At 71.0% G+C, this 17615-nt stretch carries 13 protein-coding genes; 10 read left to right on the top strand and 3 right to left on the bottom strand.

What is annotated here, in order from left to right:
* The first annotated feature begins 6 nt into the window (after positions 1-6).
* From FHR38_RS24620 to FHR38_RS24660, 10 genes are all read left to right on the top strand, one after another.
* Positions 7-1098, top strand: coding sequence for an IS630 family transposase (locus FHR38_RS24620; protein WP_184536062.1), 1092 nt, complete (start codon positions 7-9; stop codon positions 1096-1098).
* Positions 1099-1145: 47 nt separating this feature from the next.
* The gene (locus FHR38_RS24625; protein WP_184536062.1) at positions 1146-2237 is read left to right on the top strand and encodes an IS630 family transposase; all 1092 of its coding nucleotides are present in this window, start codon (positions 1146-1148) and stop codon (positions 2235-2237) included.
* 101 nt (positions 2238-2338) lie between these two features.
* Positions 2339-3919 carry a DNA polymerase Y family protein gene (locus tag FHR38_RS24630; RefSeq protein WP_184536884.1) on the top strand — a complete coding sequence of 527 codons (1581 nt, stop codon included), beginning with the start codon at positions 2339-2341 and terminating at the stop codon, positions 3917-3919.
* Between the two features lie 147 nt (positions 3920-4066).
* Positions 4067-7369 (top strand): error-prone DNA polymerase, encoded by a 3303-nt coding sequence (locus tag FHR38_RS24635; protein ID WP_376771497.1) that lies wholly within the window; start codon positions 4067-4069, stop codon positions 7367-7369.
* 213 nt (positions 7370-7582) lie between these two features.
* Entirely contained in the window at positions 7583-7840 is a 258-nt protein-coding gene (locus tag FHR38_RS31685; protein WP_221449171.1) for a hypothetical protein, read from the top strand.
* Positions 7815-8177, top strand: coding sequence for a hypothetical protein (locus FHR38_RS24640; protein ID WP_221449172.1), 363 nt, complete (start codon positions 7815-7817; stop codon positions 8175-8177). Before FHR38_RS31685 ends, FHR38_RS24640 begins: the two co-directional genes overlap by 26 nt.
* A 215-nt stretch (positions 8178-8392) precedes the next feature.
* A complete protein-coding gene (locus tag FHR38_RS24645) occupies positions 8393-9136 on the top strand; it encodes a class I SAM-dependent methyltransferase (protein ID WP_184540156.1) in 744 nt (247 codons plus the stop codon).
* Positions 9133-10299 carry an alkaline phosphatase family protein gene (locus FHR38_RS24650; RefSeq protein WP_184536886.1) on the top strand — a complete coding sequence of 389 codons (1167 nt, stop codon included), beginning with the start codon at positions 9133-9135 and terminating at the stop codon, positions 10297-10299. Before FHR38_RS24645 ends, FHR38_RS24650 begins: the two co-directional genes overlap by 4 nt.
* A 126-nt stretch (positions 10300-10425) precedes the next feature.
* Positions 10426-11685, top strand: a complete 1260-nt coding sequence (locus tag FHR38_RS24655; RefSeq protein WP_184536887.1) for a DNA polymerase IV — start codon at positions 10426-10428, stop codon at positions 11683-11685.
* Between the two features lie 115 nt (positions 11686-11800).
* Positions 11801-12184, top strand: coding sequence for an SCO2097 family morphological protein (locus tag FHR38_RS24660; protein ID WP_184536888.1), 384 nt, complete (start codon positions 11801-11803; stop codon positions 12182-12184).
* A gap of 361 nt (positions 12185-12545) precedes the next feature.
* Here the strand turns inward: FHR38_RS24660 and FHR38_RS24665 are convergent, their stop codons facing one another.
* Genes FHR38_RS24665 through FHR38_RS24675 form a run of 3 tightly spaced genes read right to left on the bottom strand, consistent with a single transcriptional unit; the run spans position 12546 to position 17373 of the window.
* Positions 12546-15017, bottom strand: coding sequence for a transglutaminase TgpA family protein (locus tag FHR38_RS24665; protein ID WP_184536889.1), 2472 nt, complete (start codon positions 15015-15017; stop codon positions 12546-12548).
* Positions 15014-16312 (bottom strand): DUF58 domain-containing protein, encoded by a 1299-nt coding sequence (locus tag FHR38_RS24670; protein ID WP_184540158.1) that lies wholly within the window; start codon positions 16310-16312, stop codon positions 15014-15016. Before FHR38_RS24670 ends, FHR38_RS24665 begins: the two co-directional genes overlap by 4 nt.
* 2 nt (positions 16313-16314) lie before the next feature.
* Complete coding sequence (locus tag FHR38_RS24675) at positions 16315-17373, bottom strand: AAA family ATPase (protein ID WP_184536890.1); 1059 nt, start codon at positions 17371-17373, stop codon at positions 16315-16317.
* Positions 17374-17615: the final 242 nt, after the last annotated feature.

Raw genomic sequence — 17615 nt, forward strand, 5'->3', positions numbered from 1 at the left:
ACGAGGATGCCAAGAACCGGGCGTCCGACCCCACCGTTGACGCTGACGGACGAAGAGCGGGCGACGTTGACGCGCTGGTCACGGCGGGCGAAGTCGTCGCAGGTTCTGGCGATGCGGTCACGGATCATCCTGGCGTGTGCCGAGGGCGCCTCGAACGTCGACGTGGCGACGGAGCTGGGTGTCCATCTGTCCACTGTGGGTAAGTGGCGGCGGCGGTTCCTGAAGCTGCGGCTCGACGGCCTTATCGACGAGCAACGGCCGGGCCGCCCGCCGTCGATCAGCCTGGACCAGGTGGAACAGGTGGTGGTCGCGACTCTGGAGCAGGTACCACGCAACGCCACGCACTGGTCCCGCACGTCAATGGCCGAGCGATCCGGGCTGTCGAAGTCCACCATCGGGCGAATCTGGCGGGACTTCGGCCTCAAGCCACACCGGGCGGACACGTTCAAACTGTCCACCGATCCGCAGTTCATGGAGAAGGTCGTTGACGTGGTCGGCCTGTACCACAACCCGCCGGAACGGGCCGTGGTGCTGTGCGTCGACGAGAAATCCCAGATCCAGGCCTTGGACCGCTCCCAGCCGGTACTGCCGATGATGCCCGGCATGCCGGAACGCCGCACCCACGACTACGTCCGTAACGGCATCACCAGCCTGTTCGCCGCGTTCAACGTCGCCGACGGCACCGTGATCGGCCAACTCCACCGCCAGCACCGCGCCACCGAGTTCCAGAAGTTCCTGACCGCGATCGACAAGACCGTGCCCGCCGACCTCGACATCCACCTGATCTGCGACAACTACGGCACCCACAAGACCCCGGCCATCCGGGCCTGGCTCGCCAGACACCCCCGCTTCCACATGCACTTCACCCCGACCGGCTCGTCCTGGCTCAACCAGGTCGAACGCTGGTTCGGCTACCTCACCGAACAAAAGATCCGTCGTGGCGCGCACAAGAGCGTCCGGTCCCTTGAGGCGGACATCCGGGCGTGGATCACCGACTGGAACAGCAATCCACGTCCCTTCATCTGGACCAAGACCGCCGAAGAGATCCTCGAATCACTCGCACGATTTTGTAGGCGAATTTCTGGCGCAGGACACTAGTGTCCTGCGCCAGAAATTCGCCTTATAAGTGGGTGTAGGCTACGAGGATGCCAAGAACCGGGCGTCCGACCCCACCGTTGACGCTGACGGACGAAGAGCGGGCGACGTTGACGCGCTGGTCACGGCGGGCGAAGTCGTCGCAGGTTCTGGCGATGCGGTCACGGATCATCCTGGCGTGTGCCGAGGGCGCCTCGAACGTCGACGTGGCGACGGAGCTGGGTGTCCATCTGTCCACTGTGGGTAAGTGGCGGCGGCGGTTCCTGAAGCTGCGGCTCGACGGCCTTATCGACGAGCAACGGCCGGGCCGCCCGCCGTCGATCAGCCTGGACCAGGTGGAACAGGTGGTGGTCGCGACTCTGGAGCAGGTACCACGCAACGCCACGCACTGGTCCCGCACGTCAATGGCCGAGCGATCCGGGCTGTCGAAGTCCACCATCGGGCGAATCTGGCGGGACTTCGGCCTCAAGCCACACCGGGCGGACACGTTCAAACTGTCCACCGATCCGCAGTTCATGGAGAAGGTCGTTGACGTGGTCGGCCTGTACCACAACCCGCCGGAACGGGCCGTGGTGCTGTGCGTCGACGAGAAATCCCAGATCCAGGCCTTGGACCGCTCCCAGCCGGTACTGCCGATGATGCCCGGCATGCCGGAACGCCGCACCCACGACTACGTCCGTAACGGCATCACCAGCCTGTTCGCCGCGTTCAACGTCGCCGACGGCACCGTGATCGGCCAACTCCACCGCCAGCACCGCGCCACCGAGTTCCAGAAGTTCCTGACCGCGATCGACAAGACCGTGCCCGCCGACCTCGACATCCACCTGATCTGCGACAACTACGGCACCCACAAGACCCCGGCCATCCGGGCCTGGCTCGCCAGACACCCCCGCTTCCACATGCACTTCACCCCGACCGGCTCGTCCTGGCTCAACCAGGTCGAACGCTGGTTCGGCTACCTCACCGAACAAAAGATCCGTCGTGGCGCGCACAAGAGCGTCCGGTCCCTTGAGGCGGACATCCGGGCGTGGATCACCGACTGGAACAGCAATCCACGTCCCTTCATCTGGACCAAGACCGCCGAAGAGATCCTCGAATCACTCGCACGATTTTGTAGGCGAATTTCTGGCGCAGGACACTAGCGAGCCGCATGGGCTGTGCTCCACCTCCTCCTTCCGGGTCGGCCGGACGCGAATCGAACGCGTGTTCTAATCTGGCATTGTCACTGGTCAAGGGAGGTGTGATGGGGGACGGCGGGACGCCGGTGCGGACTCTGCTCGTCTGGTGCCCCGACTGGCCGGTGATCGCCGCCGAGATCGTCGACGGGGTACCGGCCGTCGACCCGGTCGCGGTGCTGCACGCCAACCGGGTGGTCGCCTGCTCCGAGGCTGCCCGCCGCGACGGCGTACGCCGGGGCCTGCGCAAACGGGAGGCGCAGAGCCGTTGCCCCCAGCTGACCGTCGTCGCGTACGATCCCGGCCGGGATGCCCGCGCCTTCGAGCCGGTGGTCGCCGCCGTCGAGGAGGTCGCCGTTGGGGTGGAGGTGCTCCGGCCAGGGATCTGCGCGCTCGCCGCCCGGGGCCCGACCCGCTACTTCGGCGGCGAGGAACCGGCCGCCGAACGGATCGTCGAACACGTCGCCGAAAGTTGCGAGGTGGAGAGCCAGATCGGCATCGCCGACGGGGTCTTCGCCGCCGGCCTGGCCGCCCGCGCCGGCCGGATCGTCCCGCCCGGGCAGACCCCGCACTTCCTCGCCGACCAACCCGTCGAGGCGCTCGGTCGGCCCCGACTGACCGACCTGCTGCGCCGGCTCGGCCTGCGTACCCTGGGCGACTTCGCGGCGCTGCCCGCCGGGGACGTACTGGCCCGGTTCGGGTTCGACGCGGCGCTGGCGCACCGGCTGGCCGCCGGCCGCGACCACCGGCCGCTCGCGGTCCGTCGCCCACCGCCGGACCTGGACGCCACCGAGACGTACGACGAGCCGCTGGACCGGGTCGACGCCGCCGCGTTCGCCGCCCGAGCCCTGGCCGAACGGCTGCATGACACGCTCGCCGGACACGGCCTGGCCTGCACCCGGCTCGGCATCGAGGCGGTGACCGCCGACGGGCAGGAACTGCACCGGGTGTGGCGGCACGACGGCCTGCTCACCGCAGCGGCGATCGCCGACCGGGTGCGCTGGCAACTCGACGGCTGGCTCTCCGGCACCAACCGGCGGCCCGGCGGCGGTGGCCGGCTCGCCCCACCCCGCCCCACCGCCGGGATCATCCGGCTCCGGCTGGTCCCCGCCGGGGTGCTCGCCCAGGCTGGCCTGCAACCCGGTCTCTGGGGTGAGACCGGCGCGGAACGCGAGCGCGCGCACCGGGCGCTGAGCCGGGTGCAGGGCATCCTCGGCCCCGAGTCGGTGGTTACCGCCGTACTCGGTGGTGGGCGTGCCCCGGCCGACCAGGCCCGCCTGGTGCCGTGGGGCGACGAGCGGCTTCCTGCCCGACCGTTGGCCCCGCCGTGGCCGGGCCGGCTGCCGCCACCCGCTCCGGCCGTGGTGCTGCCCGTGCCACTGCCGGCCGCCGTGCACGACAGCACCGGCCAACTGGTCGGGGTGACCGCCCGACTGGAGGTCAGCGCCGCGCCGGCCCGGCTCACCGTCGGTACGACCGCAGCCGTGGAGATCGTCGGCTGGACCGGGCCGTGGCCGGTCGACGAACGCTGGTGGGCCCCGGCCGAGGCCCGCCGGGCGGCCCGGTTCCAGGTCAGTCTCGCCGACGGGGGCGCTCTGCTGCTCTGCCTCGCCGCCGGTCAGTGGACGGTAGAGGCCATCTATGACTAGCCACGTCGGCGTGCCTCGCGGTGCCGGCGGGCCCAGCGGGACCCGGCGATGAGCTTTCACAACCCGGACCTGCCCTGGTCCGAGCTGGAACGCCGGCTCTCCGGGCGGGTCACCGCCGACCCCGGGCGGGTCGTCACCGACCCCGGGCTGAGCACCGCCGACCCGGCAACGCCTGGCGGGCGCCTGCGGGTGGTGGACCCACTGGCCGCCGCCGGAGACGAGGAAGCGCCCCGGAGCCGGAGTCGCGAGACGATTCCAGTCCGACCCGTCGAGCCGCCCCCGGACGCGGTGCCCTATGCCGAGCTGCACTGTCATACCAACTTCAGCTTCCTCGACGGGGCCAGCCACCCGGAGGAGCTGGCCGAGGAGGCGGCCCGGCTGGGGCTGACCGCGCTCGCCGTCACCGACCACGACGGGTTCTACGGCGTGGTGCGCTTCGCCGAGGCGGCCCGGGCGCTGCGTCTGCCCACCGTCTTCGGTGCCGAACTGTCGCTGGACCTGCCCGGTCCCCGCACCGGCGAACCCGACCCGCACGGCCGGCACCTGCTGGTCCTGGCCCGAGGGCCGGAGGGGTACGCCCGGCTGGCCAGGACCATCGCCCGGGCCCAGCTGCGGGGCGGGGAGAAGGGCCGCCCGGTCTACGGCGAGCTGGCCGAAGTCGCCGCCGAACTACGTGACCACGTGTTGCTGCTCACCGGCTGCCGCAAGGGGCCGGTGCCATCTGCGCTGCTCACCGAGGGGGTCGATGCGGCAGCCCGCGAACTGGACCGGCTGACCGCGCTGTTCGGGGCGGAATCCGTGGCGGTGGAGCTGACCGACCACGGCGACCCGCTCGACGCCGACCGCAACGACGCCATCGCCGAACTGGCCGCCCGGGCCGGACTGCCCACCGTCGCCACCAACAACGTGCACTACGCCACCCCGGGCCGCCGCCGACTGGCCACCGCGCTGGCCGCCGTACGGGCCCGGCGCAGCCTGGACGAGTTGGACGGCTGGCTGCCGGCGGCGGCCACCGCCCACCTGCGTACCGGGGCGGAGATGGCCGCCCGGTTCGCCGCCCATCCGGGCGCGGTGGCCCGGGCCGCCGCGCTCGGTGCCGAACTCGCCTTCGACCTGCACCTGGTCGCCCCGGAACTGCCCGCCTACCCGGTGCCGCCCGGGCACACCGAGATGACCTGGCTGCGCGAGCTGACCATGGCCGGTGCGTTGGACCGCTACGGGCCGCCCGGGGCGCACCCGGAGGCATACCACCAGCTCGACCACGAACTGAAGATGATCGACGAGCTGGGCTTTCCCGGCTACTTCCTGGTCGTCTACGACATCGTCGAGTTCTGCCGGCGCAGCGGCATCTACTGCCAGGGGCGTGGTTCGGCGGCCAACTCGGCGGTCTGCTACGCGCTGCGGATCACCAACGTCGACGCGGTCCGCCACCAGTTGCTCTTCGAACGGTTCCTCGCCCCCGAACGGGACGGGCCACCGGACATCGACGTGGACATCGAATCCGACCGTCGGGAGGAGGTCATCCAACACGTCTACGCCAAGTACGGCCGCGAGCACACCGCCCAGGTAGCCAACGTCATCTCCTACCGGCCTCGTTCGGCGGTACGGGACATCGCCAAGGCGTTCGGCTTCTCGCCCGGCCAGCAGGATGCCTGGAGTAAACAGATCGACCGTTGGGGTTCGGTTGCCGCGGTGGACGCCGAGGGCATCCCCGAGCACGTCGTGGCGTACGCCAACGAGTTGCAGACATTTCCCCGGCACCTGGGCATCCACTCCGGCGGCATGGTGATCTGCGACCGTCCGGTGATCGAGGTGTGCCCGGTGGAGTGGGGGCGGATGCCCGGTCGCACCGTGCTCCAGTGGGACAAGGACGACTGCGCCAACGCCGGCCTGGTCAAGTTCGACCTGCTCGGGCTGGGCATGCTCTCGGTGCTGCGCTACGCCCACGACCTGATCGGCTCCACGTTGGACCTGGGCAGCATGTCGTTGGACGACCCGGAGGTCTACGACATGCTGTGCCGGGCCGACTCGGTGGGCGTGTTCCAGGTGGAGAGCCGAGCCCAGATGGCCACCCTGCCCCGGCTCAAGCCCCGGGAGTTCTACGACCTGGTGGTCGAGGTGGCGCTGATCCGGCCCGGCCCGATCCAGGGCGGCTCGGTGCACCCGTACATTCGGCGCAAGAACGGGCAGGAGCCGGTGACGTACCCGCATCCGCTGATGCGCAACGCGCTGGAGAAGACGCTGGGCGTACCGCTCTTCCAGGAGCAGCTGATGCAGCTCGCGATCGACCTGGCTGGCTTCGACGCGGCCGGTGCCGACCAGCTACGCCGGGCGATGGGGTCCAAGCGGTCCACCGAACGGATGGCGCAGATCCGCGACCGGCTCTACGCCGGTATGGCTGAGCGGGGCATTACCGGCGAGCTGGCCGACGACGTCTATCTGAAACTGTCCGCCTTCGCCAGCTACGGCTTTCCGGAGAGCCACGCGATGAGCTTCGCCTACCTGGTCTACGCCAGCTCCTGGCTCAAGCGCTACCACCCGGCCCCGTTCCTGGCCGCGCTGCTCAACGCCCAGCCGATGGGCTTCTACTCGCCGCAGACCCTGGTCGACGATGCTCGGCGGCACGGTGTCGAGGTACGCCGACCGGATATCAACGCCAGCGGAGCCAAGGCGGTGCTGGAGTCCACCCCGGACACCCGGTGGGGCAGCGCACCCGGTGAACCACCGCACAGGTGGGGGCTGGGCGGGCCGGCGGTCCGGCTGGGGCTGGGCAGTGTCCGTACCGTCGGCGACGAGTTGGCCGAGCGGATCGAGGCCGAGCGGACGGCCGGTGGACCGTACCGGGACATGGCGGACCTGGCCCGTCGGGTCGGCCTGACCGCCGCGCAGTTGGAGGCGCTGGCCACCGCGGACGCCTTCGCCGGGTTCGGGCTGACCCGCCGGGAGGCGCTGTGGGCGGCCGGGGCCGCCGCCCAGGACCGGCCCGACCGGCTACCCGGCACCGTCACCGGAGCGAGCGCACCGGTGCTGCCCGGCATGGAGGCGGTCGACCGGCTGGTCGCCGACGTGTGGGCCACCGGACTGTCGCCGGAGAGCCACCCGGCCCGGTTCATCCGGCCCCAGCTCGACGCCCTCGGGGCGGTGCCGATCGCGAAACTGGCCCAGGTCGAGCCCGGCCGGCGAGTACGTGTCGGCGGCATCGTCACCCACCGGCAACGCCCCGGTACGGCCGGTGGGGTCACCTTCCTCAACCTGGAGGACGAGACCGGGATGCTCAACGTGACCTGCTCACCGGGGCTGTGGCAGCGCTACCGGAAGGTGGCCCGGACCAGTGCCGCGCTGGTCGTACGGGGTCGGCTGGAACGGCATGACGGGGTGACGAACCTGACCGCCGACCGGCTCGACGCGATCACCCCGCCGGTCAGTCCGGCCTCGCGCGACTTCCGCTGAGGGGTGAGGAAAGGCCTGCCTCGACGGTCGATCTTGTCGGCGGGGGTCGTTATGGTCGGCCGGCCGGACCCGCGACTGAGCACAATGGAGTGACATGAAGGATTTCGCCGGAGATTTCGAGACGCGCCTGACGGTACGTCTGGACGGCGGAACAGGTGGAGCCTGACACGGCGGAACAGGTGACGACGAGCCGTTACGCGACTGGGCCTGACGATGGATCCCGGCTGGATCACCCCGCCGGGACAGCGGTCCAGAGATCGCAGGATCCGTCCCGGCAAGCCGGAGTTCACCGATCCGGTGCAGGCGGACCGCTGGCGGACCCTGCGACGTACAGCCCTGGATCATGCTCTTGCCCTGGTCGCCGCGTCGCCGTTGCGGGAGAAGCTGGTACTGCGCGGCAGCATGCTGCCGCCAGCCTGGGCGGGAGAGCAGGCCCGTGCGCCGGGTGATCTCGACTGGGTGCTGGGTTGATCAGAGGATCGAGGCCGACCGCCTCTATGCCGACCTGGCCGACCTGTTGCGGCAGCAACCGAAGGTGACGGACGGCCTCGTCGACGAGAAGGATCTCTATGACGCGGTCCTGCTCGCGGAGGACCCCCGGGCGAAACTGTCCCCGTCTCTCCTGGACGAGGTGCTGGACCCGTGGTTGGCGGCCGAGGACGTTCCGGACGCGATCGATGACCTGGACGTGGATTGGGAAGACTTCCAGAAGGACTATCCCTGGGTGGGCGGGACCGGGGAGGAATGGCTTACTCGGCTGAGCCGGGCACTGACCCACATGCTCGACACGGCTGACGAGCAGCACTGACACCCACGAGCAGCACTGATGCCCACGAGTAGCACTGACGCCGCTTTGCGGTTAGGAAGGGCCCCTTTCGATACAAAAAGCGATAACAAGAGGCCCTTCCTAACCGGCAATCCCCATCCCGGGCCTCGCCCACTAGGCTCGGTCGGGTGGAGCGAACTCACATCCGACCGGGTACGACGGTGAGCCGGCCGACTTCCGCCGCCGCCGGCTTACCGGTGGCCCCGGGTGCTGCTGCCGGCCCGCACCCGTCCCCCCGTACCGCCGTGGTCTGGGCCGTGCTGCGCACCGAACTCGACCGCCGGGCCGGCGAGCCGCTCACCGTACTCGACGTGGGCGGGGGCACCGGTGGCTTCGCCGTGCCGCTGGCCCAGGCCGGACACCGGGTGACGGTCGTCGACGCCAGCCCTGATGCGCTGGCCGCGTTGACCCGTCGCGCCGCCGAGGCCGGGGTCGGCGACCGGGTCCGGGCGGTGCAGGGGGACGGTGACGCCCTGGCCGGGCTGGTCGAGCCGGCCAGCGCCGACCTGGTGCTGTGCCACTCCGTGTTGGAGGTGGTCGACGATCCGGCCACCGTGGTCGAGGCGGTGGCCACCGCACTGCGCCCCGGTGGCGCGGCCAGTGTGCTGGTCGCCGGCCAGGCCGCCGCCGTACTGGGCCGGGCGATGAACGGCCACCTCGACGTCGCCGCCGCGCTGCTCGCCGACGCGGAGGGCAGCGCCGGGCCCCGGGACACACTGCGCCGACGGTACGACGCCGCGAGCGCCACCGCCCTGCTGGACACCGCCGGCCTGCAGGTGGAGGAGATCCATGGCGTACGTGTCTTCGCCGACCTGATCCCCGCCGCCGCTGCCGAGGGGGATCCGCAGGCGCTGCTCGCCCTGGAGTTGGCCGCTTCGGCGTACCCGCCCTACCGGGATCTGGCCGCCCAGTTGCACCTGTTCGCCCGCCGGACGTCATGACCGAGCCCTTCGACACCGTCCAGCCCCGCTACGGCGCGGGCAGCCTGGCCGATGTGCTGCCCAGCGCGTTGGCGGTGCTGGGGGTGCCGGGTGCCGTCGACCCGCTGGGGCTGGTCGGGCAGCTTGACGGGGTACGCCGGATCGCGGTCCTGCTGGTGGACGGGCTGGGCTGGTACCAGATCCCGGTCGCGGCCCCGTATGCCCCGACCCTGGCCGACCTGGCGGCCCGGCATGGTCGGCCGCTGACCTCCGGGTTTCCGTCCACCACGCCGACCAGCCTGGTGACCCTGGGCACGGGCACTGCCCCGGGCGCGCACGGGGTGCTGGGCTTCCGGGTCAACGTGCCCGGCACCGACAGGGTGCTCACCCACATCGACTGGCCCGGTGATCGGCTCGGTGACCCGGACCCGCTGCGGTGGCAGCCGGTGGCCACCCAGTTGGAGTTGGCGAAGGCGGCCGGGGTCGCGGTGACGGTGGTGAGCCGACCCGAGTACGCCGGCAGCGGCCTGACGGTGGCGGCCAACCGGGGCGGGACCTATCGGGGGGCCGCCGATCCGACCGCGCTGGCCACCGAGATGCTGGCGGCGCTGACCGCCGGTACGGGGCCGACGCTGGTCTCCGGCTACCACCCGGACCTGGACACCCAGGGGCACCTCAGTGGGGTCGACTCGCTGCCTTGGCGGGCGGCGGCAGCCGACGTGGACGCGTTGCTGGCCCGGCTGGTCGCCGGGTTGCCGGCCGATGCCGCGCTGCTGGTCACCGCCGACCACGGCCAGCTCAACGTGCCGCTGGACCATCGGTTCGACCTCGACGCCGATCCTCGGCTGCGGGCCGGCGTACGGGTCGTGGCGGGTGAGCCCCGAGTCCGCTACCTGCATGTCGAACCCGGCGCGACCGACGACGTGGTGGCCGCCTGGTCGGCGGTGCTGGGCGAGGCGGCATGGGTGGCCACCCGGGCGGAGGCGGTCGCCGCCGGCTGGTTCGGGCCGGTGCCCGAGTCGCACCTGGCCCGGGTCGGCGACGTGGTGGTGGCCTGCCAGGGGTCGTACGCCGTGCTGGCCACCCGGACCGACAACCCGGTCGAGGCCCGGCTGGTCGCCTACCACGGCTCCAGTACGGCGACGGAGATGACCATCCCGTTGCTGGTTGTCCGGGGCAGCTGACACCGCTGCCGGTCGTCGTCGGCGGACCGGTCGCTCGGTCGGGGCCGGGGCTCCTGCCCCGGGCGGTGAACGGCACCGGCCAGGACGCGTCGGCTGGTTGTCCCACCCGGGGGTTAACCTGCCGACATGGGTCGCAGCCAGTCCGTTCCGCGGGGTGACGATCCGCGCTTCGGTGCGGACGCCGACGACACCGACTGCCCGATCCTGCACGTCGACATGGACGCGTTCTTCGCCGCTGTCGAGGTGCGCCGCCGACCGGAGCTGCGTGGCCAACCCGTCGTGGTCGGCGGGGTCGGCCCGCGTGGGGTGGTGAGTTCGGCCAGCTACGAGGCGCGGGAGTACGGGGTCCGCAGCGCCATGCCGACCATGCGGGCCCGATCGTTGTGTCCCCGCGCGGTCTTTCTGCCCCCCGACTTCTCGCAGTACGCTGCCGCGTCCCGCGCCGTGATGCAGATCTTCCGGGATGTGACGCCGCTGGTGGAGCCGCTTTCCCTGGACGAGGCGTTCCTCGACGTGGCAGGTGCCCGGCGGCTGTTCGGCCGCCCGGCCGAGATCGCCCGACTGATCCGGGCCCGAGTCGCCGAGCAGGAGGGGCTCACCTGTTCGGTCGGGGTGGCGTCGACCAAGTTCGTCGCCAAGCTCGGCTCTACCCGAGCCAAGCCCGACGGGCTGGTGGTGGTGCCGGCCGGGCAGGTGTTGGACTTCTTGCACCCGTTGCCGGTGGCGGCCATGTGGGGGGTGGGGGAGCGGGCGGCCGAGAGCCTGCGCCGGCTCGGGCTGTCGACCGTGGGTGATCTTGCCCACGCCCCGGTGGCCATGTTGCGCAACGCCCTCGGCCCGGCCGCCGCCACCCACCTGCACGAGCTGTCCTGGGGGCGCGACTCCCGACCGGTCGACCCCGAGCAGGTGGAGAAGTCGATCGGGGCGGAGGTCACCTTCGACACCGATGTCGCCGATCCGGCGGCGATCCGGCGTTCCCTGCTGGCACTGGCCGAGAAGGTGGGGATGCGGTTGCGCCGGGCGGGGCAGATCGGTCGGACCGTGTCGATCAAGGTGCGATTCGCCGATTTTCGTACCGTGAACCGGTCCCGCACCCTGTCCGAGCCCACCGATGTCGCCCGCGAGGTGTTCGAGACCGCTTGGGCGTTGTTCGGTGTGCTCGCCCCGAGCAGCCCGATTCGACTCGTGGGCGTACGGGTCGAAGGGCTTGCCGCCGCCGGCTCGACTCCGCAGCAGCTCGCTCTGGGCGCCCCGGAGCACGGTTGGCGGGACGCCGAGGCGGCCGTGGATGCCGCTGCTGTCCGATTCGGGCGTTCCGTGGTACGTCCGGCCAGTCTGTTGGACGGCGGCGGAGGGGCCCGAACGGAAATTCCGCCACGGCCATAGGTCGTCCCGCTTTCCGACCCGCGACCCCCCTCGTAGACTTGCGGGTAAGCAGCCGGTTGGCTGCCACGGTCTGTCGGTCCGACCGGACCGACCAACGTGACCGGGGAGGAGTGCCGTGCCGCTCTCGGAGCACGAGCAGCGCCTGTTCGAGCAGATCGAGCGGTCGCTTGCCGAGGACCCCAAATTCGCCTCGGCTGTGCGTGCCAGCGACCCACGCTTCCATGCGCGGCGTCGGCTACTCGTCGCTGCCGGCGTGATCATCGCTGGTCTTGCATTGGTCGTCTACGGCACGGTGAGCAAATCTTCGTTGCTCGGCGTGGCCGGCTTCGTGGTCATGCTCGGCGCGGCCGGGTTCGCGGTGCTTTCCCACCGTCGGGCCCAGTCACCCGACCTGCACGTAGTTGGCGGCACCGCCAGTCGGCGCACCCGCGCCCGGCGGTCTTCGTTGATCGACCGGCTTGAGGAGAGATGGCGTCAGCGGCCGGAAGGCCACCGCTGACCTGTCTCCCTGCTGTTGCGGGTGACCACACCCGCTGGGCGACGAGCGAGTAACGGCGTTGTTCGCGCGTGCGTGATTCGTGTGGGCAGGGGCGGCCGCAGTCCGGCTGGCTCTCCCTGCGCATACGAATCACGCATGTCCGGCATGATCGCGCTGCGCCTGTTCCTTTTGCGCGCATGACGCATGAATTCACTAATGGGATGAAGCACGCGAACCGGGTTCACCTCGCGGTCAGGTCCGGCCCGTCACGATCTTCGCCGTGACGGGCCGATCATGATCCGGCCGGGTCCGCCCTTCCTGACCACCCGGGCCGCCCTTTCCTGACCCGGGTCGGGGTGCGACCTTCACCGGCGGCGAGCCGTCAGCGGGTCGGCTGGCCGCCCGTCAACCGCCCGGTGCGCCAACGGCGAAGCCGGTCGAGGTTGAACAGCCGGCTGCGGACCCCGCCGACCCAGGTGATGAATCCGGTCGTGGTGTCCGTGATCGCTCGGCGCCACCGCATCAGCACCGAGGGTGGCAGAACCGTCGCGACCATCCGGGTACGTCGGCTGGTCTCGGCGGCGAGGGCCCGGCGTACCGAGTGCAGCGGCCCGATCAGTTGGCCGCTGGGCAGTGGCTCCCGGGCGTACCGGGCCCGCTCCTCGGCCCGGCCCAGCAGGCGGGTGGCCTCGGCCGCCGGCTCGGCCACGTGACCGTCGCGGATCAGTCGGTCGACCGTCGCCCGTGGGGTTTCCGTCGGGTCGACTCGGAGTCGGAGGTCGACCAAGGTGTCGATCAGCTCGTCCCAGGCCGCGTGTGCCTCTACCCGGGCCTGGTCCACCACCAGCCCGACCTCTGCCACCGGATGCATGGTGGCGCTCGCCCCAGCCGCCGCCAGCGCGGCCGATCCGGTCGGGACCCGGGGCGAGCGGCGACGGCGGAGCAGAGCCCGCCGGAGGGCCGGCAGACTGAGCAGGAGCACCACCGCGGCGGCGACGAACCAGGGCCAGATGGTGACCGGCCGGTCGATCGGTGCGCCGGATGCGTCGAACCCCGGGTCGACATCCCGCTCGGGGCGCTCGACACCCCCCGGCCCGGCCGAGGAGCCCGGACCGGCGGCGGTGTTCGGTCCCGCCGTCGGGGTGACCGGGGCCGGTTCATCGCTGTTCGGTGCCCACGTGGTACGGGTCGAACCAGGCACACTGGCCGCCGGGGTCGCGTCGAACGGCACCCAACCGACGCCGTCGAAGTAGACCTCGGTCCAGGCGTGCAGGTTGCGGTTGGTCAGGGTGTAGGTGTTCCCCTCCTTCCGGGTGCCGTTGCTGAACCCGAACGCCACCCGGGCCGGGATGCCGGCCGCCCGGACCAGCCACGCCATCGCCGAGGCGTACTGCTGGCAGAAGCCCACCCGGTTGGTCAGGAAGTCGACGATGTCCTGCCCGCTGGTGCCACCCTCGGTGGCGAGGCTGTAGCGGAACTTGTTGTCCTGCGAGAAGTGGTCGTAGATCGCCCGTACCCGGGCGTAGTCGGTCCGCTTGTCCTTGGTCAACTGGGCGACGAGTTCCTCGACCTCGCGGACCTTCGGTGTCTCCGTGTACCGCTGGCGCATCGGATGGTCTGCCGGCAGCGTCGGCACGGCCTCCAGCACCGCTGGCGTGTAGTCCGCCCGAAGGTAGTCGAAGGAGTACTTCCTGCCCTTCGACTGCTCCCGCCGGGAGAAGACGATCCGCTGGTCGGTGTCGTAGAGCCAGCCGGACGACAGTTCGACCATCAGCAACGGGTCGAGGTACAGCGGCAGCAACGGCATGTTGAAGCCGGCGGTGGTCTCCACGTCCGCCCGGTGCTGCTGATAGGTGACCCCGGCCCGGCTGCCGGACCGGGGATCCGGCAGACCCCGGCTGACCGGCCGTCCGCTCGGATTGCTCGCCGCGAACCCGCCGGGAAGGAGCCGGTCGGCCACCCCGAACCGCAGATAGAACGGGTTCGACTCGGTGGTGGTGACCTTGACCATGTCGACGGTGGTCGACTGGTTGAGCTGGCCGCTGAGCGAGGCGAAGAGGTCGACCCGGCCGGCGGGCCCACCCTGGCTGCCGCGTCCCTGACCCCCGCCACCGAGGGAGTTCTGCCGGTCCAACAGACCACCGGTCATCCCGGGTACGACGAAAGGCAGTAGGACCGCCAATGCCACCCCGGCGATGGCCAGCCGGCGACCGGCGGCCGCCAGTGGCGACGGCTCCCAGATGTCCACGTCGCGCCCGTCACCGGTGAACCGGCGGCCGAACCGGCGGACCCGTTCGACGTTCTCGGCGACCAGCAGCCAGAGGAAGCCGGCCGCTCCGACGACGAACGGCAGTGGCGGCACGCTGTCGACGTAGACCGCCACGGGCACCGCGTAGATGGCGAGCATCGGTAGTCCGGCCAGCGCCGGCCGGCGCATCCCGACCGCGAGCAGGTCCACCACCACCGCGACCAAGCCGACACCCAGTACGGTGATGAACAGCAGCGGCTCGGTGTCGGGCACCTTGAGCCCGTACGATCGGATGTCCTGGACCGAACCGCTCATCAGTTGGCCGAAGTACGCGAAGGTGTCCGGGGTCGGTAGCACCACGAGGATTTCGCGACCGCTGGGAAAGAGCCAGGTCAGCGCGATCAGCAGGGTGCCGAGCAGACCGATCGGCTGCGCCCAGAGGGGTGTCCGCCACCAGCGCAGCAGCATCCCGACCGCGACGAGCAGCGCCACCACGATGAGGCACTGCAACAGCCAGGTCCAGTCTCGGAAGATCGTGGAGAGCGGGGCGGCGGCCAGTAGGGTGGCTGCCCCGGCGACGAGGCCGAGCCGACGACTGCCTCTCATCGCACCCCTCCGGCGACCGTCTCGGCCAGCGCGGCCCGCCAGGCGAACCCCTGTGATCCCCGACCCGCCTGCGGCCACAGCGCGGCCAGTTTGCTGCCGTGTTCGACCTCGACCACCCGCCACCCGCTCTGCAACAGACTGACTACGGCGGCGCTGCGCGTCTGCGCGGCCTCGGCCCGGGCGGCTGCGGGCAGGTTGAGCCAGGTCGAGCTGTTCAACAGCAACGCCACGCAGGTCGCCCCGTTGCCGCGGAGCGCGGCCAGCAGCTTTGCCTCGGCGGGGGTCAGCATGCCCAGCAGGGCGATGATCAGACCGCCGTCGGACCGTTGCCGGACCCGATCCACCAGGGCGGCGATGTCGCTACGTTGGGCGAGCCGGACCTCGGCGAGATGGTCGAGCAGGATCCCGTCGCCGCCGGCCTCGGACGCGTCGGCGTCCAGCCCGGACCCGGTCACCAGCCGTAGCTTGTAACCGGAATGACGCAGGTGGACGGCGATGCTGGCGGCCGAGGCCACCGCCCATTCGAAGCTCGCGGTCGGCCCGTCGCCCCGATGGCCGTGCGCGCGGGTGTCCAGTACCACCGTGGCGCGGCTCTCCCAGGGCTGTTCCTCGCGCCGTACCATCAGCTCCCCGGTGCGGGCCGTGGACTTCCAGTGCACCCGGCGCAGGTCGTCGCCGCGCCGGTACTCGCGGGTCGCCGCGTCGTCCTCGCCGTGCACCGCCACCGACCGGGCACGACTCTCCCCGGAGCCGGCGTACTCACCGGCCAGACGGACCGTGGGCAGGGGGGTGACCTGCGGGATGACGGTGAGCCGGTCGGTGCTGGGGAAGGCCCGGCTCAGCTCGCACAGCCCGAACGGGTCGGTCAGCCGGACCACCAGCGGGCCGACCTCGTAGCGACCCCGGACGTCGGCCCGCACGGTGTACGCCACCGAGCTGGCCTGCTGCGCTCCCAACCGTTCCAGCACCACCCGGGGCCGGCTGCCCAGGGCGTACGGCAGCCGGTCCTCCAGCAGCAGTGTGCCGGTGGGCAGCCGGGACAGGTTCTGCAGTTGCAGCACTATTCGGGAACTGGCCCCTACCGGCACCCGGTGTGGTTCGAGGGTGCGGTGGCAGGCAAGCTTGTAGCGGCTCCGCCCGACGTAGAGCACCGCCAGCAGCGGCAGGATGGCGAGCAGCACCGCGACTCGCAGCAGGTCCTTCTCGCCGAGCAGTACCGCGGACAACGCCGCGGCGACGGCTGCGGCGAGGAACGATCGGCCTCGGGTGGTGAGACCGGCCAGCGCCGCGCGCACGGTCATCGCCGCCGCGGCTCGTACGGGGATCGCCCGCCGGCGTCGCCGGACGGTGGGCGGGTGTCGTAGGGCGAACGTTGCCGGGTCTGTGGCAGGGCCAACCGGTGCACCAGGTCGGCGACGATGGCGTCGGTGGTACGCCGGGCGAGCTGCGCGTCCGCGGTCGGGATGATCCGGTGCGCCAGCACCGGTACGGCCAGCGACTGGAGGTCGTCGGGGAGGACGTAGTCGCGCCCCTCCAGGGCGGCGAAGGCACGAGCCGTGCGCAGCAGTTGCAGGCTGGCCCGAGGCGACGCGCCCAGCCGCAGCTCGGGGGCCTCCCGGGTGGCGGTGACCAGGTCGATGGCGTACTGCTTGACCGCGTCGGCGACGTGCACCTGCCGGACGGTGGCGATGAGTCGCCGGACGGTGACCGCGTCGGCGACCGGGTGCAACGAGTGCAGTGGGTCCACCCCGCCGTGCGCGTCGAGCATGGCCAGTTCCGCGCCGGGATCGGGGTAGCCCATCGCGATTCGGGCAGTGAACCGGTCCCGCTGGGCCTCCGGCAGCGGGTAGGTGCCCTCCATCTCGATCGGGTTCTGGGTGGCGATCACCATGAACGGCGTCTGGAGCGCGTAGGTGGTGCCGTCGACGGTGACCTGGTGCTCCTCCATGCACTCCAGCAGTGCCGACTGGGTCTTGGGGGAGGCCCGGTTGATCTCGTCACCGACCACCAGGTTGGCGAAGACCGCGCCGGGTCGGAACTCGAAGTCGTGGGTTTCCTGGTTGTAGACGCTGACCCCGGTGACGTCGCTGGGAAGCAGGTCGGGGGTGAACTGGATGCGGCGTACCGAGCAGTCGATCGAGCGGGCCAGGGCCTTGGCCAGTTTGGTCTTACCCACGCCGGGTACGTCTTCGATCAGCAGGTGACCCTCGGCGAGCAGGACCGCCAGGGCGAGCCGAACCGTAGCGGTCTTGCCCTCGATGACCTTCTCGATGTTGGTGACGATCGCATCGCTGGCGGCGCGGAACTCGTCGTGTGGCAGCACGTCACCCAGCTCGTCCCGGGTCTGTTGTGTCACGGGCACCTCCTCGTCGCTACACGGACTTCTTACTAGACCCGTGAGGTCGGCCGTTAGGTTCGCGGGAAGACGACCCGACCGAGTGGCGTGGGTCACCCGCATGCTTCAGGCTAGCCGTATTCGGCAGCGGCTCCGAATGCGCGTTGGGTGGCGTGATGAGCAGCAGGTAGACTCCGGGCCATGCCCGGGGCCTACCTGCTCCTTAGCGAGCCGTGCTGACGCGACAGACAGCGACAGCGCGG

This window comes from Micromonospora polyrhachis, assembly GCF_014203835.1.
Taxonomy (GTDB): domain Bacteria; phylum Actinomycetota; class Actinomycetes; order Mycobacteriales; family Micromonosporaceae; genus Micromonospora_H; species Micromonospora_H polyrhachis.